This window comes from Streptomyces sp. NPDC033216 (genome assembly GCF_055577115.1).
In genome coordinates this window covers 750,960-772,666 of record NZ_JBVIQK010000001.1, presented here as the reverse complement: position 1 = coordinate 772,666, position 21,707 = coordinate 750,960, and the positions used below count along the sequence as shown (strand labels likewise).

The 21,707-nt window shown below is 71.4% G+C and carries 20 protein-coding genes and 1 tRNA gene; 15 read left to right on the top strand and 6 right to left on the bottom strand.

Annotated features, from left to right (window positions below):
* Positions 1-237 precede the first annotated feature (237 nt).
* From ACZ5Y0_RS03340 to ACZ5Y0_RS03325, 4 genes are read left to right on the top strand one after another with little or no spacing between them, the layout of a single operon-like run.
* Complete coding sequence (locus tag ACZ5Y0_RS03340) at positions 238-948, top strand: hypothetical protein (protein WP_469126932.1); 711 nt, start codon at positions 238-240, stop codon at positions 946-948.
* Positions 949-965: 17 nt separating this feature from the next.
* Complete coding sequence (locus ACZ5Y0_RS03335) at positions 966-2,384, top strand: ParB N-terminal domain-containing protein (protein WP_469126931.1); 1,419 nt, start codon at positions 966-968, stop codon at positions 2,382-2,384.
* Entirely contained in the window at positions 2,381-4,198 is a 1,818-nt protein-coding gene (locus ACZ5Y0_RS03330) for a DEAD/DEAH box helicase (protein ID WP_469126930.1), read from the top strand. The genes ACZ5Y0_RS03335 and ACZ5Y0_RS03330 overlap by 4 nt, the downstream gene beginning before the upstream one ends.
* 44 nt (positions 4,199-4,242) lie before the next feature.
* Positions 4,243-4,710 (top strand): very short patch repair endonuclease, encoded by a 468-nt coding sequence (locus ACZ5Y0_RS03325; RefSeq protein ID WP_469126929.1) that lies wholly within the window; start codon positions 4,243-4,245, stop codon positions 4,708-4,710.
* On the opposite strand, the gene ACZ5Y0_RS03320 is transcribed toward ACZ5Y0_RS03325, so the two are convergent.
* The 3 genes from ACZ5Y0_RS03320 to ACZ5Y0_RS03310 all read right to left on the bottom strand — a co-directional run bounded on the left by ACZ5Y0_RS03320 (position 4,636) and on the right by ACZ5Y0_RS03310 (position 8,814).
* Entirely contained in the window at positions 4,636-5,967 is a 1,332-nt protein-coding gene (locus ACZ5Y0_RS03320) for a DNA cytosine methyltransferase (RefSeq protein WP_469126928.1), read from the bottom strand. The genes ACZ5Y0_RS03325 and ACZ5Y0_RS03320 overlap by 75 nt on opposite strands.
* Before the next feature lie 226 nt (positions 5,968-6,193).
* Entirely contained in the window at positions 6,194-7,204 is a 1,011-nt protein-coding gene (locus tag ACZ5Y0_RS03315) for an SEC-C domain-containing protein (protein WP_469126927.1), read from the bottom strand.
* A gap of 134 nt (positions 7,205-7,338) precedes the next feature.
* On the bottom strand, positions 7,339-8,814 hold the full coding sequence (locus tag ACZ5Y0_RS03310) for a glycoside hydrolase (RefSeq protein ID WP_469126926.1): 1,476 nt from the start codon (positions 8,812-8,814) through the stop codon (positions 7,339-7,341).
* A 331-nt stretch (positions 8,815-9,145) separates the two neighbouring features.
* Between ACZ5Y0_RS03310 and ACZ5Y0_RS03305 the strand changes: the two genes are divergently transcribed.
* The 4 genes from ACZ5Y0_RS03305 to ACZ5Y0_RS03290 all read left to right on the top strand — a co-directional run bounded on the left by ACZ5Y0_RS03305 (position 9,146) and on the right by ACZ5Y0_RS03290 (position 12,179).
* Positions 9,146-9,943 (top strand): class E sortase, encoded by a 798-nt coding sequence (locus ACZ5Y0_RS03305; protein WP_469126925.1) that lies wholly within the window; start codon positions 9,146-9,148, stop codon positions 9,941-9,943.
* Positions 9,944-10,057: 114 nt separating this feature from the next.
* On the top strand, positions 10,058-10,372 hold the full coding sequence (locus tag ACZ5Y0_RS03300) for a DUF6412 domain-containing protein (RefSeq protein WP_469126960.1): 315 nt from the start codon (positions 10,058-10,060) through the stop codon (positions 10,370-10,372).
* Between the two features lie 97 nt (positions 10,373-10,469).
* Complete coding sequence (locus ACZ5Y0_RS03295; RefSeq protein ID WP_469126924.1) at positions 10,470-11,183, top strand: YidC/Oxa1 family membrane protein insertase; 714 nt, start codon at positions 10,470-10,472, stop codon at positions 11,181-11,183.
* 138 nt (positions 11,184-11,321) lie between these two features.
* The gene (locus tag ACZ5Y0_RS03290) at positions 11,322-12,179 is read left to right on the top strand and encodes a fumarylacetoacetate hydrolase family protein (protein WP_469126923.1); all 858 of its coding nucleotides are present in this window, start codon (positions 11,322-11,324) and stop codon (positions 12,177-12,179) included.
* Positions 12,180-12,429: 250 nt separating this feature from the next.
* Here the strand turns inward: ACZ5Y0_RS03290 and ACZ5Y0_RS03285 are convergent, their stop codons facing one another.
* Together ACZ5Y0_RS03285 and ACZ5Y0_RS03280 are read right to left on the bottom strand one after the other, a co-directional pair.
* A complete protein-coding gene (locus tag ACZ5Y0_RS03285) occupies positions 12,430-12,942 on the bottom strand; it encodes a heme-degrading domain-containing protein (protein WP_469126922.1) in 513 nt (170 codons plus the stop codon).
* Positions 12,939-14,006, bottom strand: coding sequence for a Gfo/Idh/MocA family protein (locus tag ACZ5Y0_RS03280; RefSeq protein ID WP_469126921.1), 1,068 nt, complete (start codon positions 14,004-14,006; stop codon positions 12,939-12,941). The genes ACZ5Y0_RS03285 and ACZ5Y0_RS03280 overlap by 4 nt, the downstream gene beginning before the upstream one ends.
* Positions 14,007-14,054: 48 nt before the next feature.
* Here ACZ5Y0_RS03280 and ACZ5Y0_RS03275 point away from each other — a divergent pair, with 48 nt between their 5' ends.
* The 5 genes from ACZ5Y0_RS03275 to ACZ5Y0_RS03255 all read left to right on the top strand — a co-directional run bounded on the left by ACZ5Y0_RS03275 (position 14,055) and on the right by ACZ5Y0_RS03255 (position 18,603).
* Positions 14,055-15,197: an ROK family transcriptional regulator gene (locus ACZ5Y0_RS03275; protein WP_469126920.1), complete on the top strand. Its 1,143-nt coding sequence runs from the start codon at positions 14,055-14,057 to the stop codon at positions 15,195-15,197.
* Between the two features lie 122 nt (positions 15,198-15,319).
* On the top strand, positions 15,320-16,162 hold the full coding sequence (locus ACZ5Y0_RS03270) for a hypothetical protein (protein WP_469126919.1): 843 nt from the start codon (positions 15,320-15,322) through the stop codon (positions 16,160-16,162).
* 360 nt (positions 16,163-16,522) lie between these two features.
* A complete protein-coding gene (locus ACZ5Y0_RS03265; protein ID WP_469126918.1) occupies positions 16,523-17,302 on the top strand; it encodes an HAD-IIA family hydrolase in 780 nt (259 codons plus the stop codon).
* A gap of 102 nt (positions 17,303-17,404) precedes the next feature.
* Entirely contained in the window at positions 17,405-17,941 is a 537-nt protein-coding gene (locus ACZ5Y0_RS03260) for a hypothetical protein (protein WP_469126917.1), read from the top strand.
* Positions 17,942-17,943: 2 nt separating this feature from the next.
* Positions 17,944-18,603, top strand: a complete 660-nt coding sequence (locus ACZ5Y0_RS03255) for a class F sortase (RefSeq protein ID WP_469126916.1) — start codon at positions 17,944-17,946, stop codon at positions 18,601-18,603.
* Between the two features lie 70 nt (positions 18,604-18,673).
* Here ACZ5Y0_RS03255 and ACZ5Y0_RS03250 read toward each other — a convergent pair.
* A tRNA-Lys gene (locus tag ACZ5Y0_RS03250) sits at positions 18,674-18,747 on the bottom strand.
* A 188-nt stretch (positions 18,748-18,935) separates the two neighbouring features.
* Between ACZ5Y0_RS03250 and ACZ5Y0_RS03245 the strand changes: the two genes are divergently transcribed.
* The gene (locus ACZ5Y0_RS03245) at positions 18,936-20,291 is read left to right on the top strand and encodes a peptidoglycan-binding protein (RefSeq protein ID WP_469126915.1); all 1,356 of its coding nucleotides are present in this window, start codon (positions 18,936-18,938) and stop codon (positions 20,289-20,291) included.
* Positions 20,292-20,550: 259 nt separating this feature from the next.
* Positions 20,551-21,663, top strand: a complete 1,113-nt coding sequence (locus ACZ5Y0_RS03240; protein WP_469126914.1) for an SPFH domain-containing protein — start codon at positions 20,551-20,553, stop codon at positions 21,661-21,663.
* The last annotated feature ends 44 nt before the right edge of the window (positions 21,664-21,707 follow it).

The following is a 21,707-nucleotide window of genomic DNA, read 5'->3' as shown; positions in this document are numbered from 1 at the left end:
GTAGCGGTGACGGACTTGTGCTTGCTTTTGATGAGCAAGGCTTGCTTTGTGGCAGGCAAGTGTTCAAAAGGGATTGAAACTCGATACTCGTGGTGTTCACTGGAGGTCAGCCGCTCTTGAAGCGGGGGGTGGTCGAAAGGCGAACGCCTGTGCAGAGACGGCAGTTCTCCTGCCCGTTGTGCAGTAGTGCGCGCCTTTGGGCCAGATTCAGGTGATTCCCACATGGGAGGGGAACGGATGACCACGCTGCCGTCTTGGCGGGACACGACCTACGGGACCAGCAAGCTCGGAACGAAGGCGCGTGTCGCGCTGTGGCTGATTCAGGAAGTGAAGGAGAACGGCACCTTCACCAAGGCCGACCTGCGGGCCGCGTTCCCGGACGTGGCCCAGATCGACCGGCGCATGCGCGACCTGCGTGACCATGGCTGGGAGATTGCCACGAGCCGCGAGGACCCGACCTTGCAGCAGCAGGAGCACCGCTTCCGCACCAGGGGTGCTGACGTCTGGATCCCGGGCCAGGCGAAGGCGCCCGTGCACAAGGGCAGCATCACCAACGCCCAGCGAGCGAAGGTGTTCCAGGACGACGGTTACCTCTGCCGGACCTGCGGTGTGGCGGGTGGCGAGACGTACAGGGACGGGGGACTGGAGCAGGCCGTGCTGAACGTGGCTCGTCGGCCGGTCATCCAGCCGGACGGCAATGTCGAGCACCAGCTGGTCACGGAGTGCCAGCGCTGCGGTCGCGGCAACCTGGACCGGACCGTGGACATGGCGGATGTCCTGGCGGAGATCGAGTCGCTGGCCCCGCTGGAGCGGCGGGTGATCCGCGGGTGGATCGCGGCGGACCGCCGTAGCCACAGCACGCTGGAGAAGCTGTGGGGGAGATACCGGACCCTGCCCGAAGACGCACGCAAGGCCGTGCTCGGCAAGCTCGACGGTACGGACGACTGAGACAGGACGGGATGACGATGATGCGCGAGTTTCCGGCGCCGCCGAGGGCGGCCGAGTTCAGCGAACTGGTCAGTAAGAAGGTCGAGGAGGCCAAGGCGGCCGGCGGTACGCGGGAGACGGTGACCGTCGACTGGAATGGGCAGCAGGCCCATGTCGAAGTGATCGACCTGCCGCTGAGCAGCCTTTACTACAACCCCAGCACCCACCGGATTCGGGCCCAGCGCAGCCACGACGCCGAGCGGGACACGGCGCTGGACAAGGACCCTTGGAGTGCAGAGAGCCAGGACTACCTCGGCTTCCTGCTCAAGGCGGATCCCGAGAACACGAGTGTGCGGGACAAGGACTTCGATGTCCTGAAGGACAGCCTTGACCAGTTCGGGCAGAACGACCCCGGGCTCGTGACCCGGCACGGGGTGCTGGTCAACGGCAACACCCGAGCCGCCGCGCTTCGCGAACTCCGCGCGCAGTCGATGCGCGTGGGCGTGCTGCCGGCGTCGTTCACCTGGGCCGACGTCAACGCCGTCGAACTGGCCTTGCAGCTCCGCAAGGACCACCGGCGTGACTACTCCTTCATCAACCGCCTCATCGCCATGGAGGAGCAGGCGGCGCTGGGCCGTACGCCGGAACAGATTGCCAAGGACTTCCGGATCCAGGTGCGCACCTACCACCAAGAGCGGTGGATCCTCAGCACGATCCGCGAGCTGAACGAGCGCAGCCGCACCGGCGGCGGCAACGGCCTGCGCCTGGTGGACTGGGAGGGCGCGACGGAGCGGCTCAGGGAGCTTCACCGGCTGTACGTGAAGCTGGAAACGGTGGACCGTGACCAGGCCGAGATCCTGAAGGAGCTGCGCTTGGCCGCGATCCTCCTAAACTTCTCCAAGACGGATGTCCGTCATATCGACGAGGACTTTCTGAAGGCCGGGCTTGAGCGGCAGTTGCCCATGGGTGGCACGGCTGCGCAGCCGCAGTCGGTGTCCATCCCCGGCTTGGGCCTGGAAGTGCCTGCCGCCTCCTCCGCCGTCGCGGAGGCCAGGGCGATGAACGACGAAATCCTCCGCGCCGCCGCAGTGGTGCGGAACGGAGCGTCGGATCTCGGGGACGGGCAGAAGGCCGCCGCGCAGGACACCTGGGACAGCACGAAGAACGCGTTCGACGAGGCGATCGAGGCGGCGGGTCGCAGCGCCAGGCTCCGCAGGCGCAAGCAGCTCGCCCCGGCCCGGCTGGCGGAAGCCTGCGCGAGCATCGACCAGTGCGTGAGCGACCTGGTGCAGGCACGGACCTCCCGCAGCCTGGACGAGGAAGCCTTCGATGACGCGGTGGTCAAGCTGCGGGGCAGTCTCCTCAAGCTCGCGCAGCAGGCCGGCCGAGGGCTGCCGCAGCCGGGAGACGGCGTGGCCTGGCTGCTGGAGGCGGTCGCGGCGGAGGGTTCCCGGTGACCAGTCCCGTCGGCGAGAAGTCGCTGCGTCTCGGATTCGATGAGACCCGGACCCGGGTGGTTCTGCGTACCACCGAATCGTTCCAGCAGGAACTCGTACAGCTGGCCGCCCGGTTCCGCACCGGCGGCCAGCTCGGCCGCCTGAGCGCCTCCGTCTCCCTGGACGAGCTGCTCGCGGACCTCGGTCTCCTCGGCACCTGGTCCGACCCGGCCGGCGTGGAGTGGGCGGATGACCTGCGGGAGCTGGTCTCTGGTGTAGTCCGGGACGCGCACACCGTGCAGCAGCGGCTCGCTGGGCGGGAGGTGCCCGACGAGGCCGCTCCCGACGACGTGCTTTCCCTCCTAGGCGACACCTGGAAGGGCGAACTCAGCGAGTTTCAGCGCCGCGACATCGCGAAGCTTCTCTCGCTGCAGCACGGTGCGAACTTCAGCGTGCCCGGAGCCGGCAAGACCCGCGTCGCCCTCGCGGTGTACGCCGCGCAGAAGGCTGCCGGCAAGGTGAGCCGACTGCTGGTTGTCTGCCCCAAGTCGGCCTACGAGTCCTGGCGTTACGAGACCGCCGAGTGTCTCATCCACCCGCTGCGGATCAACGTTCTGGACGGCTCGCGGGACGAGTGGGCCGAGGTGCTGGTGGTGAACTACGAACGTCTCGACCGGTCGCTGCCCATGCTGGCCGGCTGGCTGAAAGCGGGCCCCTCCATGATCATCCTGGACGAGGCGCACCGGATGAAGCTCGGTGCCAGGGGGACGTACGGGGCGGCTTGCATGGCGTTGGGGCCGCTGGCCACGCGTCGGCTGATCCTGACCGGTACGCCTGCCCCGAACGGGTCCCGGGACCTGGAGAACCTGCTGGGCTTCGTCTGGCCGGGGCACGGTCAGCGGACGGTCGTCCAGGCGGTGGCTGGCGGTGACCTGGCGCACGCCAGCTCGGTCCTCCGGCCGCTGTTTACGCGTACGACCAAGCAGGAACTCGGTCTTCCGCCGGTTCAGTTGGGGCTGCGCTTCGTCGACATGCCGCCCCTGCACGACGAAATCTACACGGCCCTCGTCGGCGGAGAGAAGAACGGTGCCGCGCGCGAGGACCTGAGCAGCCTGGGCAAAACGGCCCTGCGTCTTCTCATGGCGGCCACGAGCCCCGCCCTGCTCCTAGAGGCGGGCAGCCGCTACGAGCCGCTCGCGTACCAACTGCCCCCGCTGGACGTTCCCGAGGGCAGCTCGCTGTACTCGCTCATGCAAAACCTCCCCGACTACGAGCTGTCGCCCAAGTACCAGGAAGCAATCGCGATCATCGCGGAGAACGCCGCCCAGGGCCGCAAGACGCTGGTCTGGACGACGTTCGTCAGGAGCCTCACCACGCTGGAACGCCTGCTGGAGAAGTACAGCCCGGCTGCCGTCTACGGCGGCACCGCGGACCGGGAAGAGCAACTTCGTCGGTTTCGGGAGGACCCGGCGTGCATGGTGCTCATCTCGAACCCGGCGACCCTGGGAGAAGGGATAAGCCTCCACCACGTCTGCCACGACGCCGTCTACGTGGACCGCGACTTCATGGCCGGCCGCTTCCTTCAGAGCCTCGATCGTATCCACCGCCTCGGGCTGGCCCCCGACACCGAGACCCGGGTGACCGTCCTGGCGGTGCGGAACTCCATCGACGAGGTGGTGGCCGAGCGCCTGGAACGGAAGCTGGACTTTATGGGGCGCATCCTGGACGACCCCACGGTCCAGCAGCTCGCCGACCTGGAGGAAGAGCCCTCGGTGGCGGCTGGTCTCGCGCCGAGTGACATGGAGGCACTGCTCGGTCACATGGGAGGGCACTAGGACTGGCTGCGTGCTGCGAGCCGCGCGGGACTACCCTGTGCGGTGTGTCCAACGATGCCGAATGGGTAGCCCCGGAAGGTTCCTGGGCTTCGTCCGCAGCACGCCGCCGCAACATGCAGGCGATCCGCAGCCGTGACACGAAGCCCGAGCGGCTCATCCGGAGGCTGGTCCACGCAATGGGTCTACGCTACCGCGTCGCGGCGCGGCCCCTGCCTGATCTCCGCCGGACGGCGGACTTGGTCTTCCGTCCGGCGAAAGTCGCTGTCTTCATAGACGGCTGCTACTGGCACGGTTGCCCCGAGCATTATGTGCCGCCGAGGACTAATTCAGGTTACTGGTCAGAAAAAGTGCTCCGGAACGTGCAGCGGGACCGGGACACCGACCAGAAGTTGAAGGAAGCCGGGTGGCTCGTGCTCCGCTTCTGGGAGCATGAGCCATCAAACGCCTGTGCCGACGAAATCGCCTTTACGATCTTGCAGCGGCGAAAGAGGAGCGCGGGCGGCGGCGACTGAAAGTTCCAGTTGCCGCGGGACGTCTTGGACGGGCAGCGCCCCAGCCGGTTCCATTTTATACTCAGCGAGAAGTTCCTCGTGCTGCTCGGGACGCAGAACGGCGGCAATAGCCCGGCCAACGGCTTCCGCTACCGGGGGCGGGAAGGCGTTCCCGACCTGGCGGTAGCGGGCGGTCTTGCGGCCTTGGAACTTCCAATAGTCCGGGAAACCCTGAATGATTGCGGCCTGAGCGACGGTGAGCATGGGGCCGTCAGGGCGGAACAGGTCGCGCTCCGGAACGCAGTGCTCGGGGTCGTTCGCGATCCCCATGCCGTCTACTCCCAGGTCTCGCCAAGCACGCTTGGCTCGTGTGGGACCTAGGTCGGCACCGCCGTGCTTCTTCGAGCCGCCTACGAGGGTGGGGGCGACTGTCTTACCGACAGTGGTATCTTCCCACTTCTCGTAGATTTGCCTTCCCGTTTTCTCTCCAGGCCCTGCGGGCTGACCGTGAACGTTCTTTTCCCAGAACTTCTTACAGCGCGCCTTCATGCTTTTATGGAGTTCTCCATAGACCGTTACCGGGTCGCCCTTGATCTCTGTGGGCCATCTGAACCTGGTGCCTGAACTCACTGCGCTCTCGTGAATTGCCACCAAAATTGCGCGCGGGCGAAGCTGTGGAACCCCGAAATAGCTTGCGTCGAGACGTCGCCAGACCGAACGCATCATGATGTCCTGCTCGGTCGCAGAAAGATTTCGATCAATCGTGGGGACCAGATAGCCCAACTCGCGAAGCCTCTCGAGGAGCGAGATCCGGTACTCTATAAAGAGCTCTGGAGGTTCCAGGATCCCCCGCACATTCTCGATCATCACTGCCTTAGGCAGCAAAGCCTCGACGATGTCAAGCGCTGCCGGAAACAGGTCGCGCTCATCGTCAGGACCGAGCCGGTGTCCCGCCAGGGAGAACGGAGGGCACGGCACGCCGCCGGCGAGCAGATCAAGGTCTCCAGGTTCCAGGCCAAGATTCCTCCGGACGTCGGAGTCAAGAAACTCCTTCACGTCCATCGGGCTGATGGCGTCAGCCTTCTGCTGGTCCCAGCCGGGCCAGTCGCCCACGTTGGCACGCAGCGTGGCCACGGCGTACGGGTCCCACTCCACGAGCGCGCGGTGGTCGAATCCGGCGTTGTGCAGCCCGACGGCTTGCCCGCCGGCGCCCGCGCAGATCTCGATTGAGGTCAATGGCGAGGCGAACTGCGGTCGCTTCTGGCCGCTGCGGGGCATGCAGCTCCTCCTGGTGATCAAGTTCAAGTCGGGAGCAGTGATCAGCAACTGCTCCCCAGCACCAAGAGTCTCGCACTTCCCGCCAGATTCATCCGAGCGCTGGCGACAGGCCGGTCGCCTGTCGTAGAACTGACGCTCGATTTTGCCATACGCGGGCAAACATGTGCTCCGTATGGCCGATCACTCGCATCGGCCTCGCGCGAGGCTTCGGTCGGCTAGGGCACTGTCAGTTGCCGTGACACTCCCCATAAGCCGCCCCCGACCCACACCAACAAGAAGCCCCCCGCTGCGGCGGCCAGGCCACGGCCTTCCCCCTCGCCGCCAGTGTCGTCGCGTACTGCGGCAGCAGGTCGGAGTCCCCCGGAGACGCGCCCTCCGAGGCCGCGAAGGCCTCGTACGACGGGACCGTGCCGGTCACGACGCCCAGGTTGGGCGTGCCGGAGGCGGCCAGCTCTCGCAGGGACGCCTCTATCACCGCGAGGTGGGTCTCGTGGGAGGGGTACTCGTCCGCCAGGGCGGGGTAGGCCGACACCAGCTCCGCCAGTTCGCCCGCCGGCCAGTGGAGGACGGCCACCGGGAAGGGGCGGGAGAGGGCCTCTCGGAAGGTGCCCAGTTCGGCGCGGAGGCGGGAGATCTCGGCCTCCAGTTCCGCCGGGTTCTCGGAGCCGAGGGACCAGACGCGTTTGGGGTCGTGGAGTTCGTCCAGGGAGATCGGCGACGGGTGCAGGGTGTCGGCGAGCAGGTCCCAGTCGTCGTGGGCCGCGCCCAGCATGCGGCGGACGCGGTGGCGGCCGAAGAGGAGCGGGTGTGTGGCGTAGGGCGGCTCCGGTACGTCCGTCAGCAGCAGCCGGGCCGCCTCCGTGAACGTCGCCTCCGCCGCCTCCAGTTCGTCGTGGGACTCCAGGGACTCCGCGACGATCACCCAGGGGGCCGGGTCCCGCGGGGCGGCCGCGCGGATGCCGTCGATGATGGCGCGGGCCTCGGCCTCGTGGCCGTACTCCCACAGGTTGGAGGCCTTGAGGGCGCGGACCAGGTGCGGGGCGTCCAGGCCGGCCGGGGACGACAGCAGGCGGTCGTAGAGGGCCGTCGCGGCGGGGCGGTCGCCGGACAGTTCCAGGTGGGCCGCGGCCTGGACGAGCAGGGCCTCGGCGTCCTCGGGATACAGGCCGGCGGTCCGCTCAAGGCGTGCCGCTTCGGCGGTGTGGTCGACGTTCTCGGCAGGCGTGTCGGGGCGCATGGGGGACACGGTACTGCCGACCGGTGACGAAGAGGAGATAGCCGCAGGCCAGGGGATCGACGGGGAGGGGAGGGCCGGCCTGCGGTCCGGAGCGCCCGGTGGGGGCGTCCCTGGAGGTGTCTCCCGGCGTGTCCCTAGACCGTCACCCCGTCCACCTGCAACGTCTGCACCGCGCCCGCCGCGAACGGCACCCGCACCGTCTTGCCGGACAGGTACGTGTCCGAACGGGCCGTGTAGAGGTCGCCGCCGCCCGAGGTCACCGTGTTCCAGCGCGGGACCAGGCCGCCCGAGCCGCCGGTCACGGTGGAGAAGCGGGAGAGGTCGAAGGTCAGGGTCTGGGCCGACGTCGACGTGTTCGCGGCGACGATGACCAGACGCCGTGCGGCCTTGTCCAGCGCGGCCACGGCGTAGCTGACGCCGGTGTCGAGGATCGTCATGCCGGGGCGGATGTGTCGGCTGAACTGGGCCATGACGTAGTACTTCGTGGTGACCGCGCCGGGCTGGAGGGTGGCCGCGTCGTACGCGATCATCGCCCAGTTCGTCGTCGGGTCCATGACCTGCCAGTACACCCAGGCCGTCGGGTGCAGCCAGCGGAAGTCGTAGAGCAGGTTGCTCGCCATGGAGAGGCCGGTGCCGTCCTTGTCGCCGGTCTCGGAGTTCCACAGGGCCTTGCCGGACGTCGTCACCACGTCCGTGTACAGCAGGTCGCGGCGGCCGCCCGAGCCCTGGTAGCCGTGCACGTTGACCCTGTTCACCAGGGCCTTCGTGGACGAACCGAAGGAGTTCCACGTCGTGCGCGCCAGGTCGTAACTCGTCTCGTCCGAGGCGGTGATACGGGTGCCGCTCAGGCCGCGCTTGTCCAACTCGCCGCGCAGGTGGGGCAGTACGGCCGCCTGGACCGTGGCGTCCATGTGGCAGCCCTCCTGCGTGCCGGTCGCCGTCCACCAGGACGAGGAGGGCTCGTTGAAGGGGTCGACCGTCGCGAAGTTCACGCCCCAGTTGTTCTTGGCGTACAGGGCGACGGCGGCCAGGTGGGAGGCGTGTTGGCGGTAGTTCCAGGACTGGAGGTTGTTGCCGCCGTCCGCCGCGCCCGAGGGGTTGTGGTTCAGGCACATCCACCACATGGGGGAGTTGGCGAACAGTTCGGTCGTCGCGCCCCGTGCGGTCGCCTTCGTGAGCATCGCCCGCTGCCTGGCGTCCGCGGACCACTTCCACGCCGAGGAGGTGGGGTCCTCGTTGTTCCAGTCCTGCCAGAAGCCCTCGATCTGCTTGAACGCGGGGATGTTGGGGGAGACCGCCATCGACTGGCCGCCCACGCTGTTCCAGCTGCACGCGCCCAGGTTGTAGCGGGCGATGTTCATCCCGAGGCCGGGGAGCGTCCTGCCGCCGTACGCCACCGACTTGGTGGTGAAGAAGATGTCGGCGAAGTCGTCGCGGTCGCCGAAGACGTTCGCCCACCAGGCGAGCGAGGTGCCCCAGCCCTCCCAGCTGCCGTAGGTCGTCGACGGGTTGACGCCGATCGTCGCGTCGGCGTGGGCCGTGCCGGCCGCCAGGCCGGTACCGAGGAGGGCGCCACCGGTGGCCGCCAGCAGGGTTCTGCGTCGGATCATGACTTCTCCGCTTCACTCGACTGAGGACGGGCCGGCCGTCCCGACCGGCGGTGTCCGTGAACCGAGGACAGGGCCGGCCGTCCCGGCCGGGGCCCGTCACTCGTGGTTCGTGCGGGGACGAGAACGCGTGAGCGCGTCACGAAGCATCGGGGGCGCAGCCCGGTGTTGTCGAGAGTTCCGACAGCCCTTTCTCAAACCTGTGGAGGAAGGTTCGAGGAGGCGAACAGAAGGACCTCGTGAGGGGTTGGTCGCGGGGCCGGACGCGCACGGGTCTGGAGTCCTCGCGGCCGTGCGCCTATGGTGCGGGCGGCCCCGGCGAAGGAGGTGCCCCGTGCGGGAACCCGTCGTGCACCACGGCGTACGGCGGCGGCGCGAGCAGCGTCGCGTACGGCGCCGGCGGGCCCTGTGGACCGGAGCCGAACTGCTGGTCACAGCGGGCCTGCTGGGGCTGCTGCTCGTCGTCCACCAGCTGTGGTGGACCAACCGCGAGGCCCGTGCGGGCGCCGAGCGGAGAGTGCTGGCCCTGGAGCGGCGGTGGGGCGGGAGTGCCGGTGGTGACCACGCAGGGACGGTGCCCCGAGCCGTTCCTGCGGAGCGGGTCACCGGACAGCCGCAGGATCCGTCGTCCCGCGTCACCTCCGGCCCGCCACCCCCCGTGGCCGCGCCCTCGCCCTCCCAGGCGTACGCCGTCCTCGTCATCCCCCGTCTCCATGTCCGCGCCCCCGTCGCGGAGGGCACCAGCAAGCGGGAGGTGCTCGACAAGGGTTACGCCGGCCACTACGCCCACACGCAACAGCCCGGCCAGGAGGGCAACTTCGCCCTCGCCGGACACCGCAACACCCACGGCGAGCCCTTCCGCCACCTCGACCGGCTCAGGCCCCGGGACACGGTCGTCGTCGAGACGGCCGACGCGACCTACACGTACGCCGTCGACGTCGTCCTGGCCCGGACCTCACCCCGCGACACCGGCGTGATCGGGCCGGTCCCCCGCTCCCTCGCCGTCCCCGGTCACGGCTACGACGACCCCGGCCACTACCTCACCCTCACCACCTGCACCCCCGAATACACCTCCCGCTACCGCCTGGTGGTGTGGGGGAAGCTGGTGGGGGTGCGCGATCGGGCGGCGTAGGGCGGGCCCTTCTCCCACGCCCCGCCCGGTTCGGGTATAACCGAACAAGCACAGCGACAGCGGCACACGGCCGTGTGAACGGGGGAAGGGGGAGGGGCCGCAGTGATCGGCACCATGCTCCGCACCCCCCTGCCTCGACTCCGGCCCGGAGTCGCCCTGGTCCTCACCGTCCTCGGGCTCGCCCTGCTCGACGCGGGCAGCCTCTCCGCGACCGTCGCGCTCGCCGCGACCGCCGCGGCCGGTGCCGCCCTCGCGCTCTGCTCGCTCGTCACCGCGCGCTGCGCCCCCGCCGTGCCGCGCACCCGGGTGCGGACGGCCATCCGCGATCGTGACCGCCGTACGGCCTTCCTCGCGCAACGTGATCCCGACGCCTCCGGACGGCCCAGGCCCCGGGCACCCGGACACGCCCTCCCGACGGCCGTCGCGTAGGGCAACGGGTAACGACACCCTCCTGCCCCCGCGCGGGCCGTCATGCCGCCGTATCCACTTCCCCGGCACGACGAGACCCCCGGAGGGCTCCTCACCCATGTCCGTCTTCGCTGTCTTCGTCCATCTCGTCGAGCGGTTCGCCGAGCTGCTCGAACCCCTCTTCCACGCCTCCGCGGCCGCCGCCGCGATCATCCTGTTCACCGCGTTCGTACGGCTGCTCGTCCATCCCCTGTCACGGGCCGCCGCACGCGGCCAGAAGGCACGCGCCGCCCTCCAGCCGCGGATCGCCGAACTGCGCGGCAAGCACGCCCGCGACCCGGAGAAGCTCCAGCGGGCCGTGCTGGAACTGCACGCGCGGGAGAAGGTGTCCCCGCTGTCCGGCTGCCTGCCCAGCCTGCTCCAGGCGCCCGCCTTCCTCCTCCTCTACTACGTCTTCTCGCACTCCACGATCGGCGGAGAGACCAACGGTCTGCTCACCCACCAGCTCCTCGACGCGCCCCTCGGCGACCACTGGACCGACGCCCTCGCCGCCGGCGGGGTGTTCGGCGGGGCCGGGCTCGTCTACCTCGTGCTGTTCGCCGTCGTCACGGCCGTCGCCACCGTCGGGTACCGGCTCTCCCGGCGCGTGATCACCATGAACCCGGCGGTCGGCGGCGAGGAGGTGCCCGGCATGGGCGCGGTCACCAGGGTCATGCCGTTTTTGTCCTTCTTCACCCTGGTCACCGTCGCCGTCGTGCCGCTGGCCGCCGCGCTGTACGTCGTCACCAGCACGGCCTGGAGCGTCGTCGAGCGGGCGGTGCTCTACAGGTGACACGGCCGTGGCAGGCGTGGCGACGGTCCAGTACGTGAACCAGGTCTTGTGGAGTGGACGCTCAGCTTGGACGATCGACCCGCCCTCCGACGGCCGCACCCGTCGGCGGGCGCCCCGCGACCGAGGGAGATTGTGATCATGAAGCTGCTGCGAGTCGGTACGGTGGGCGCGGAGCGTCCCGCGCTGCTCGACGCCCGGGGGACCCTGCGGGACCTGTCGGGACTCGTGGACGACATCGACGGCGCGCTGCTCGCCGACGACGAGGCGCTCGGTCGGATCCGCGCCGCCGGGGAGTCCGGCGAACTGCCCGCGCTGGACGAGGCCGGGCTGCGCGTGGGTCCGCCGGTCGGCCGGATCGGCAAGGTCGTGTGCATCGGGCTGAACTATCACGACCACGCCCGCGAGACGGGGTCCCAGGCGCCCGCCGAGCCCGTCGTCTTCCTGAAGGCGGCGGACACGGTCGTCGGGCCGTACGACACCGTGCTCGTGCCCCGCGGGTCCACCAGGACCGACTGGGAGGTGGAGCTGGCGGTCGTCATCGGCCGTACCGCCCGCTACCTGGAGTCGGCGCGGGAGGGGCTCGCGCATGTCGCCGGGTACGCCGTCGCGCACGACGTCTCCGAGCGGGAGTTCCAGATGGACCGGGGCGGCACGTGGGACAAGGGGAAGAACTGCGAGACGTTCAACCCGCTCGGCCCGTGGCTCGTGACGGCCGACGAGGTGCCCGACCCGCAGACCCTGGGCCTACGGCTGTGGGTCAACGGCGAACTGAAGCAGCACGGCACCACCGCCGAGCAGATCTTCCCCGTGGGCGAGGTCGTGCGCTACGTGAGCCGGTTCATGGTCCTCCACCCCGGTGACGTCATCAACACCGGGACACCGGCGGGGGTCGCCTTCGGGCAGCCCGAGCCGAAGCCGTACCTGCGGGCGGGGGACGTGGTCGAGCTGGAGATCGAGGGGCTGGGGCGGCAGCGGCAGGAACTCGAACCGGCGTGACGCTCCGCTGGGGAGGGCGGGCGCACTCGCGGTGGGTGGGTGGCCGCGGTCGTCCGTCGGATGCGGGCCGTGCGTGGTTGGTCGCGCCGTGCCCGCGCCCCGGGGTGGTCGGTTGCGGTCGTGTGTCGGCTGCGGGGCGTCGGCACCGTGGGTGGCCGGTGGCGCCCCCGGCGCGGGGCCGCGGTTCGGCGCGGCACCGCGCCCGGCCGGGTGGGGCGGTCAAGGCAACCGAGGTGCGCTCAGGGGCGCCTCAGCGCCCGTCCCCGTCCTTCTCCAGGAACTGTTCCAGGGCCTCCACCACGAACCGGTGGTCCTCCAGTTGCGGCAGGCCCGACACCGTCACCGCGCCGATCACGCCGACGCCCTCGACGTTGATCGGGAAGGAGCCCCCGTGGGCCGCGTACTCGTCCGGGTCCAGGCGCGAGGACTCCTCGAACGTGGTGCCCTTGGCGCGGTGGCGCGAGCCCACCAGGTAGGACGAGGCGCCGTAGCGCTCCACCACCCGGCGCTTGCGCGCGATCCAGGCGTCGTTGTCGGGGGCCGAGCCGGGGAGGGCCGCGTGGAAGAGCTGCTGGCCTGCCCGGTGGATGTCGATGGCCACCGGGGCCTGCCGTTCCCGAGCCAGCTCCACCAGCAGCGAGCCGAGCGCCCAGGCGTCGTCGAAGGTGAACCGGCGGAAGACCAGGCGCCTCTCCTGCGCCTGCAACTCCTCCAGGGTCGGCGCGATCTCGGGGGTGAACCTGGGGGTGATCTCGTGGGTCACAGCGACACCGCCACTCCGTCTCGTGCCGAACGGCGGGCCGCCTCCAGGACGTCGAGCGCGGCGGCCGCCTCCGCGGCGGTCACCGGGTTGGGACCGCCGTCGATCAGTGCCTTCGCCACCGCAGCGTAGTAGGCCGGGTAGTCGCCGGGCAGGGTCCGTACGGGTCGTCCGCCGCCGGTCAGCGGGGACTCGCCCGAGCCGAGGCGCCCCCACAGTTCCTCGGGCTCCGTGCCCCAGCCGGCGCCGGGCCGCTCGCCGTCCCGCAGCGCCGCCTCCTGCGGGTCCAGGCCGTACTTCACATAGCCGGCCTTCGAGCCCAGCACCCGGAAGCGCGGGCCGAGCTGCGCGGTCGTCGCCGAGGCGTAGAGGTGGGAGCGGACGCCGTTCGCGTGGGTGAGCGCGAGGAACGTGTCGTCGTCGGTCTCCGCGCCGGCCCGACGGACGACCGACTCGGCGTAGACCCGCGTGACCGGACCGAAGAGGACCAGCGCCTGGTCGACGACATGGCTGCCGAGGTCGTACAGCAGACCTCCGATCTCCGCCGGATCGCCGGACTCCCGCCAGCCGCCCTTGGGCTGCGGCCGCCACCGCTCGAACCGCGACTCGAAACGCCACACGTCGCCCAGCGCGTCCTCCGCGAGGAGGCCGCGCAGGGTGAGGAAGTCGTTGTCCCAGCGACGGTTCTGGAAGACGGAGAGGAACAGTCCGCGCTTCTCGGCGAGGCCTGCCAGCTCCCGCGCCTCGGCTGCCGTACCGGCGACCGGCTTGTCGACGACGACCGCGAGGCCCGCTTCGAGGGCGGTCCGGGCGAGCGGCACATGCGTCCTGTTCGGGGACGCGATGACGATCAGGTCCAGGTCCCCGGAACGGGCGAACAGCTCGTCGGGGGTGCCGGCGACGCGCACGTCCGGGAACTCGGCGCGGGCCTGCTCCTGCCGCTCGGGGTTCGAGGTGACCACCGTGTCGAGGGCGAGGCCCTCGGTGGCGGCGATCAGCGGGGCATGGAAGACGGAGCCCGCGAGGCCGTAGCCGATCAGGCCCACGCGGAGGGGGGTACCAGTCATGCGACCTACTTTCGCAACGCTGTTGCCAAAGTGCAAGCGCGGGGCAGAATGGGGCGCGTGAACAGGACGAACGGCGGCACGGCAAACGGCACGGACGGCGCCAGTGGCGGGGCGGGCGGCGCCGTCGGCGCGAATCTCCTCGCCGTGCGCAGTCACAACGCCGCGCTCGTGCTCGACCTGCTGCGCACGGCCGGACCGGACGGCATCAGCCGGCTCGAACTCGCCGAGCGCACCGGCCTCACCCCGCAGGCCGTCAGCAAGATCACCGCCCGGCTGCGGGAGGAGGGCCTCGCCGCGGAGGCCGGCCGCCGCGCCTCCACGGGGGGCAAGCCGCGCACGGTGCTGCGGCTGGTGCCCGGAGCCGCCCACGCGATCGGCGTCCACCTCGACCGCGACGAACTGCGGATCGTCCTCGCCGACCTCGACGGGAGCGTGGTGAGGGAGCGGCGGGGCCCACTGGACCTGGGGGCCGGGGCGGAAGCCGTGCTGGGGGCGGTGGAACGCGGGGTCGGCGAGGTGGGGTCCGCGGCCGTCTCCAGGCTGCTCGGGGTCGGGGTCGCCCTGCCCGGCCCGCTCGACCACACCCACGGCGTCCTGCACCGCGTCACCGGCTTCCCGGAGTGGGACGGCTTCCCCCTGCGGGACGCGCTCGCGCGGCGGCTCGGCGTGCCGGTCGTCGTCGACAAGGACACCAACGCCGCCGCCCTCGGCCTCGCCGTCGGCGGTGAACCCGGCTCCTTCGCCTACCTCCACCTCGGTACGGGGCTCGGCGCCGGCCTGGTCATCGGCGGCAGGGTGCACCGCGGTACCCGCACCGGCGCGGGGGAGTTCGGCCACCAGGTCATCCAGCTGGACGGCCCGCCCTGCCCCTGCGGCGACCGCGGCTGCGTGGAGGCACTGTGCCTCGCCGCCATCGGCCGGGGCGACGTGACCGAGGCGGCCCGTGTACTGGGCGCGGCGGCCGCGAACCTCGCCGGTCTGCTCGACATCGACCAGATCCTCCTCGGCGGCCGCACGATCACCGCCACCCCGGATCCCTTCGTCCGCGGAGTCGCGGCGGTCCTCGCCGCCCGAGCCGCCCGAGAGGGCTCTCCGGAGCCCGCCGTGCCGGTACGGCTCGCGCCCGGCGAGGTGGCAAAGGGCGCGGCCCACCTGCTGCTGGGGCGGGTGTTCGGGCGCACGGACGTGTGACACGAACGTGCGGCAGAAGACTCCGCCGGGGGAGCCGACGCCCCGCCGAACGGATGCATTCGCACGGCCGTACGGTGCGGCAACCCGCGCTCGGCCGGTCCCTCCGGCAGGCTCACGTGTTCATGCGACTGTGCACACCCGTCTCCCTCTGCCTCGCCGCAGCCGCCGTTCTGCTGCCCGTGCCCGCCCACGCGGAAGCCGGGCCGCGTTGTGCCGCGTCGGACGCGGGGGACTTTCCGCTCACCACCCGCCTCCACGGCGGCCCCGCCTCCTACCGTGCCGGGGGCGGCTACGGCACCTGGTTCCTCGACCTCACCAACACCACCCCCCGTACCTGCGCCGGCGTGCATCCGGTCGTCGTCCTCGTCGACTCCGCGCACGCCCTGAAGCCGTCCCAGCCCCAGCTGGAGTTCTACGCCGACGACGGCCACCCGCGCCCCGTCCGCTTCGAGACGACCGACGAGGACGAACTCGTCGGAGCCCTCGCGGACGCCCCCGGCGAACCGGGGGAATCCTCCGAGCCCTCGGAGGGACCCACCGCCTTCCCCGGTTTCACCGTGCCCCCGGGCCGGACCCTCACCGTGAAGCTGCGCCTGTCGCTCACCTCGGACGCCGTGCCCAACCAGGTCACCGCCAACGCGGCGGTGGTCCAGCGACAGGGCGAGGACGGCGAATGGGTCGGACAGTCCAACGACTACCGCTTCGCCGTCGAGGCGAAGTCCGAAACGGGTACGGAGCCCGAAACGGAGGGAGAGAGCGAGCGCGACTCCGAGTCCGCCCCCCGGTCGACCGCCACCGCTCCCACCCCCACCCCCGACGCTTCCCCCTCCGCCCCGCCCTCCCTGGCCGACGAGGCCCAGGAGCTGGCCCTGACCGGTCTCTCCTCACCGGCCGGTGTTCTCGCCGTCACCGCCGCTCTCCTCGCCGCGGGCGTCGCCCTGGTGGTGGCCCGGAAGCGCCGCTGACGGCACGCGGCTGACGGCGAGCGCGGCTGACGGCAAGCGCCGCTGAGCCTCTCCGAGGCTCTCCGGCGCGGTACGGCGCTCCCGCGACTGGTCCGCGGCGGCTCGCGACTGCCTCGCGGCTGCCATGGTGACCCCGCTGCGGGCCTCTACGAATCCTCCGCCGCGGGCCTCGACGACTGCCCCGCGGCGACCCGTGTCCCCGCCCTGCGACGGCTCTCCGGGGAGAACACCGAGCCCACCGCCTCATTCACCGGTGATCGACCGGTTCCGGATCACGCGGTCCTGATTAGGCTGGGGGCGTCGGTACGCCGTGGTTCCGGCGCCCCGCACCGCCCGTACGCACGCCAGGAGACGCACCACATGGCAGACCGCAAGCCCATCGAGTCGTGGCTCACCGACATGGACGGGGTGCTCATCCACGAGGGGGTCCCGATCCCCGGCGCAGACTCCTTCCTGAAGAAGCTGCGCGAGTCGGGGCGGCCCTTCCTCGTGCTGACGAACAACTCGATCTACACCCCGCGCGATCTGCACGCCCGCCTGCGCCGCATGGGCCTCGAGGTGCCGATCGAGAACATCTGGACCTCGGCCCTGGCCACCGCCCAGTTCCTGGACGACCAGCGGCCCGACGGTTCGGCGTACGTCATCGGCGAGGCCGGCCTGACCACGGCGCTGCACGACATCGGCTACATCCTCACCGACCACGAGCCGGACTACGTCGTCCTCGGCGAGACCCGCACCTACTCCTTCGAGGCGATGACGAAGGCGGTACGGCTGATCAACGGCGGTGCCCGTTTCATCTGCACCAACCCGGACGAGACCGGCCCCTCCACCGAGGGCCCGCTGCCCGCGACCGGCGCGGTGGCCGCGCTGATCACCAAGGCGACAGGCAAGCAGCCCTACTTCGCGGGCAAGCCCAACCCGCTGATGATGCGCACCGGGCTGAACGCGATCGGCGCCCACTCCGAGACCAGCGCGATGATCGGCGACCGCATGGACACCGACGTACTGGCCGGGATGGAGGCCGGGATGCAGACGTTCCTGGTGCTCACCGGACTGACCCGGCCCGAGGACGTGGACGGCTTCCCGTACCGCCCGTCGAAGGTGGTCGACTCGATCGCGGACCTCGTCGACCGGATCTGAAACCTGCCGCCGGGGAACAGTGACCCGAACGGAGCAGCGGTGCCCCGCTGGAGATGCGGGGCACCGGCGCGAGAGGGAGCCTCCAGGTACGGGAGGTTCACGATGGGTTCACTGAAAGTCACGATCTGTGCGGGTGTCGCGGCCGTCGCCGCGACGCTCACCCCGACGGCGTCCGCCGCGCACCCGGCGGGCGGGGTCTCGGTGCTCCCGGCGGTCCCGGCCCCCGGCGACGAGGTCGCGCTCGAGGTCACCGGCTGCTCGGGCGAGAAGGTCACCGCGGAGTCCGAGGCGTTCGTCTCCGACGCCTACCTGGTCGGCTCGGGCGGCTCGCTGTCCGGTGAGACCCGCGTCCGCACCTCGATCGACCCCGGCTCCTACGGCGTGACGATCACCTGCGCCGACTTCGAGGTCAAGGGTGCGCTCAAGGTCGTCGCGGCCACGGCCCGGCCCGCCACGCCCGCGTCCCCGGTCGCGCCGGTCCTGGCGGGCGGCGGAGGTGCGGCGCCGCTGGCCGCCGTCGACGAGCCGGGCGTGGCAGGCCCCGGTCTCGCCCACGCGGTCACCGGTCTGCTCCTGGTGGGCGCCGCCGCCGTCGCCGTGGTGCTGCGCGGGACGCGGCGGCGCCGTGGGACGGAATGACCATGTCCGAACGGCAACGTTCCTCCGGCCGTCTCCTGATCTTCCTGGCCTGGGCACTCCTGCTCTCGGGCCTGTGGCTGTGGGGACGGGAGCTGACCGACGTACCACCCGGCGTGTCCGGCACCGCCACGGGTGACATGGCCGCCGTGGGCCGGCCCGCCGACACCGAGCTGCCGCCCGCCGCCAGACCGCTGGGCGCCGCGCTGCCGCAGCGCGTGGACATCCCGCGGCTGGGCGTGCAGGCCCCGGTGGTGGCCCGCGGCCTGGACGCCCAGGGCGGGATCGCCGCTCCGCCCTACGACCAGGCGGGCGTCGTCGGCTGGTACGCGGCCGGTGCGAAGCCCGGAGCCGCCGGTACCGCGCTGATGGTCGGCCATGTCGACACCGAGACCCGCCCCGGCGTCTTCTACCGGCTGAGCACCCTCGTGGCGGGCGAGACGATCCGCGTGGTCCGCGCCGACGGCAGGGTCGCCGAGTTCACCGTCGACGACGTGGAGGTGGTCCAGCGCGACGCCTTCGACGCCCGCCGGGCCTACGGCACCCGCGAGTCCGGCCGGGCCGAGCTGCGGCTGATCACCTGCGCCGGCACCTTCGACCGGGCGAGCCGCAGCTACACGGCCAACGTGATCGTCTCGGCGTACCTGACCGGCACCACGCGGTGACGGCCCCCCGGGCGGCTGCCCGGAACAGCGGAGAAGCCCCTCGCTCGCGCGAGGGGCTTCTCCGTGTCTGTGCGCCGCCAGGGACTCGAACCCCGGACCCGCTGATTAAGAGTCAGCTGCTCTAACCAACTGAGCTAGCGGCGCCTGCTGACGACGGTAACTCTACATGACCTGGGGAGGTGCTTCCGACCCCCGGACCTGCCCCGCACCCCCCGGGAGGGGCCCGCGTACATCATTCGGACCGTCAGCAGGCGCGTCCGCAAAGTGGTTGGTGAAGACTGGCGAACGTGCACAGTCGCGGACATTTTCATGGGGAGTGTGAGGGGAATCGCATGGCGGCTCCGGTGTTCGAGGAATTCGATCCCGCGAGCGACTGCGAATGCCCCGGATGTGTCGCCCGGAGGCGAGTCGCAGCGGCTTTCCCGGCTGGCGGAATCGGCGGCCATCCGGCCGCCCGGCGCACCGTCGTCATCGCGGCCGCGGCCTCCGCGGCCCTCGGAGCCGGAGCTGGAGCCGGTCACGCGGCCCCCGCCCCGGCCGCCCTTCAGCAGGCCCCCGACCGGCCGGGCGCCCCCGCGGACGACGGACCCGAGACTCCGCAGGGCGGCAAGGCACCGCTGCACGGGCCCGGCGGCAAGCCCGCCGACACGGTCAGGCTGCCGACGACCACCCGAACGGAGATCGTCAACCGCGCCAAAAGGTGGGTCGCGGCGAAGGTGCCGTACAGCATGAGCGCGTACTGGTCGGACGGGTACCGGCAGGACTGCTCGGGCTTCGTCTCCATGGCCTGGAGCCTGCCGGGCAACGAGTGGACGGGCAGTCTTCCCACGTTCGCGACCCGGATCACCAAGGCGGAGCTCCAGCCCGGCGACATGCTGCTGTTCCACAACCCGGCCGATCCGACCAACGGCTCCCACGTCGTCCTCTTCGGCGGCTGGACGGACCACACGCACGGCTACTACATCGCCTACGAGCAGACCCGCCCGGCCACCCGCCGGCTCGCCACCCCCTACGCCTACTGGACCAATTCCAGCCGGTACGTCCCCTACCGCCACAAGGGCCTGCTCCCTGATCCGGCGGCTCCGGGCGTGCCGGAGGTGCCACCGGGGAAGGGAGGCGGCGGGGACGGTGCCAACCCGGGATCCGGCGCCGAGGCGCCCCCGTATCCCGGACCGGCGGCCTTCGGACCCGGCGCCGACAACGAGCACGTCACCCGGCTCGGCCGCCTCCTCGCCGAGCGCGGCGCGAAGCGGTTCTACACCTCGGGCCCCGGCCCGCGCTGGACGGACGCCGATCGGCGGGCCACTCAGGCTTTCCAGCTGGCCCAGGGCTGGCGCGGCGCCGACGCCGACGGGCTGCCCGGCCCGTCGACCTGGTCGCTGCTGACCACCGGCAAGGGCAGGGACATCGCGTCCGGAGCGACGGGCACGCCCGCCCCCGCCCCGCGTGTCCCCGCCTATCCCGGCCGGGCCGTGTTCCGGCCCGGCGCGGACAACGCCCACGTCACCCAGCTGGGGAGGCAGCTGGTGAAGAAGGGGTTCGGCAGGTACTACACGAAGGGACCCGGACCACGCTGGGGCGAGGCGGACCGGCGGGGCGTCGAGGCCTTCCAACGCGCCCAGGGCTGGCGCGGCGGGGCGGCCGACGGCTATCCGGGGCCGGAGACCTGGCGCCGGCTGTTCTCGTAGCCCGGACGCTCGACGACCTCGAACGTCCGGGCTGCCCGGCGGCTCCGGTCGGTCGGGCAGTCCTGACCGCTCCGGTCGTCCGGACCGCGCGGCGGCCCCGGTCGCCGGACCGCCCCTGGCCGTCCCGTCCCGACCACTCCCGGCGACCCCCGTCGACCGGACCGCCCCCGGCGACCCCGGTCGTCCCGACCACTCCCGGCGACCCCGGTCGTCCCCATCCACTGACATGGCGTATCTGGCGCGGAGGCTGGAGGCACGCATGAGCACGACCACTTCTCAGACGCCCGAATCGGAGGGAGGGCCGGCACGGCCCGCCCGGCTGATCCACAACGAGGCGACCACCGAGATCCCCGTCCATCTGCTGTTCCGCGACGAAGCCGAGCCGAGGCCGGTGCCGCTGGGGCCCACCGTGGTGGGCAGCCGGGCGGGCACGGGCGAGCAGCCGAGGTTTCGCCGGCCGACTCCGGCGAAGGCCCGGCCGGTGGCGCAGGTCGACCCCGCGCTCGTCGAGCGGCCCGCCCGTGTGCTGCCCGGCGCGGTGGGGGTGGCCGCCGGGGTGGGCGGGGTGGCGGGCTGCGCCGCCACCTCCTGGTGGGCGGGTGTTCTGCCACCGGTGGCGGTGGAGGCGTTCGCACTGCCCGCGTCGGCCGGCGCGGGGCTCGGACCGGTGCAGTGGGCGGCGTACGCGGGGGCGGGCGCCCTCGGCCTGTTCGGCTTCGGGGGGCTGGCGCGCGGCCGGACCGGGCGGGCCTGGGTGCTCGGCCTGTTCGGTCGTTACCGGGGGACGGTCCGGCGGACCGGCCTGCTGTGGGTGAACCCGCTGCTGCTGCGCCGCCGGGTCGACGTACGGCTGCGGCACTGGCGCAGCGAGGCGATGCCCGCGGCCGACGGCAACGGGGTCGCGCTGCGGGTGGTGGCGCTCGTGGTGTGGCGGGTGCGGGACACCGCGCGGGCCACCCTCGGTGTGGAGGACCACGAGACGTATCTGCGCGAGTGCGTCGAGGCGGCGCTCGCCCGCGTCCCGGTGGAGACGCCGGGGGCCGGGCGGGGTGCGGTCGCGGCGGCCGGGGAGGCGCTGACCCGGCGGGTGGCGGGGGACGCCGGCGCCATCGGCCTGGAGGTGTTCTCGGTGCAACCGCTGCGCGTCGAGTACGCCCCGGAGGTGGCCGCCGCGATGCACCGGCGCCGGATCGCCGCGCTGGACGCCCAGCAGCGGGCCTCGGTGCTGACCTCGGTGGTGGACTCGGTGGAGGACACGGTGACCCGGCTGACCATGCGCGGGCTGGTCGAACTCGACGACTACGAACGCAAGGCGCTGGTGAAGGACCTGACGGTGGCGTTCTGCTCGGGGCGGGGGGAGCAGCCGCCCTGACGGCCCGTCGAACATGTCCCCACGTTGGTATGGACATGTTCAAC

Coding starts and splice junctions, on each gene's coding strand:
- ACZ5Y0_RS03245 (WP_469126915.1), top strand. CDS start 18,936: ATGGCGGCTCCGGTGTTCGAGGAATTCGATCCCGCGAGCGACTGCGAA.
- ACZ5Y0_RS03340 (WP_469126932.1), top strand. CDS start 238: ATGACCACGCTGCCGTCTTGGCGGGACACGACCTACGGGACCAGCAAG.
- ACZ5Y0_RS03300 (WP_469126960.1), top strand. CDS start 10,058: ATGCTCCGCACCCCCCTGCCTCGACTCCGGCCCGGAGTCGCCCTGGTC.
- ACZ5Y0_RS03255 (WP_469126916.1), top strand. CDS start 17,944: ATGTCCGAACGGCAACGTTCCTCCGGCCGTCTCCTGATCTTCCTGGCC.
- ACZ5Y0_RS03265 (WP_469126918.1), top strand. CDS start 16,523: ATGGCAGACCGCAAGCCCATCGAGTCGTGGCTCACCGACATGGACGGG.
- ACZ5Y0_RS03240 (WP_469126914.1), top strand. CDS start 20,551: ATGAGCACGACCACTTCTCAGACGCCCGAATCGGAGGGAGGGCCGGCA.
- ACZ5Y0_RS03275 (WP_469126920.1), top strand. CDS start 14,055: ATGGGGCGCGTGAACAGGACGAACGGCGGCACGGCAAACGGCACGGAC.
- ACZ5Y0_RS03290 (WP_469126923.1), top strand. CDS start 11,322: ATGAAGCTGCTGCGAGTCGGTACGGTGGGCGCGGAGCGTCCCGCGCTG.
- ACZ5Y0_RS03260 (WP_469126917.1), top strand. CDS start 17,405: ATGGGTTCACTGAAAGTCACGATCTGTGCGGGTGTCGCGGCCGTCGCC.
- ACZ5Y0_RS03295 (WP_469126924.1), top strand. CDS start 10,470: ATGTCCGTCTTCGCTGTCTTCGTCCATCTCGTCGAGCGGTTCGCCGAG.
- ACZ5Y0_RS03315 (WP_469126927.1), bottom strand. CDS start 7,204: ATGCGCCCCGACACGCCTGCCGAGAACGTCGACCACACCGCCGAAGCG.
- ACZ5Y0_RS03335 (WP_469126931.1), top strand. CDS start 966: ATGATGCGCGAGTTTCCGGCGCCGCCGAGGGCGGCCGAGTTCAGCGAA.
- ACZ5Y0_RS03310 (WP_469126926.1), bottom strand. CDS start 8,814: ATGATCCGACGCAGAACCCTGCTGGCGGCCACCGGTGGCGCCCTCCTC.
- ACZ5Y0_RS03280 (WP_469126921.1), bottom strand. CDS start 14,006: ATGACTGGTACCCCCCTCCGCGTGGGCCTGATCGGCTACGGCCTCGCG.
- ACZ5Y0_RS03270 (WP_469126919.1), top strand. CDS start 15,320: ATGCGACTGTGCACACCCGTCTCCCTCTGCCTCGCCGCAGCCGCCGTT.
- ACZ5Y0_RS03320 (WP_469126928.1), bottom strand. CDS start 5,967: ATGCCCCGCAGCGGCCAGAAGCGACCGCAGTTCGCCTCGCCATTGACC.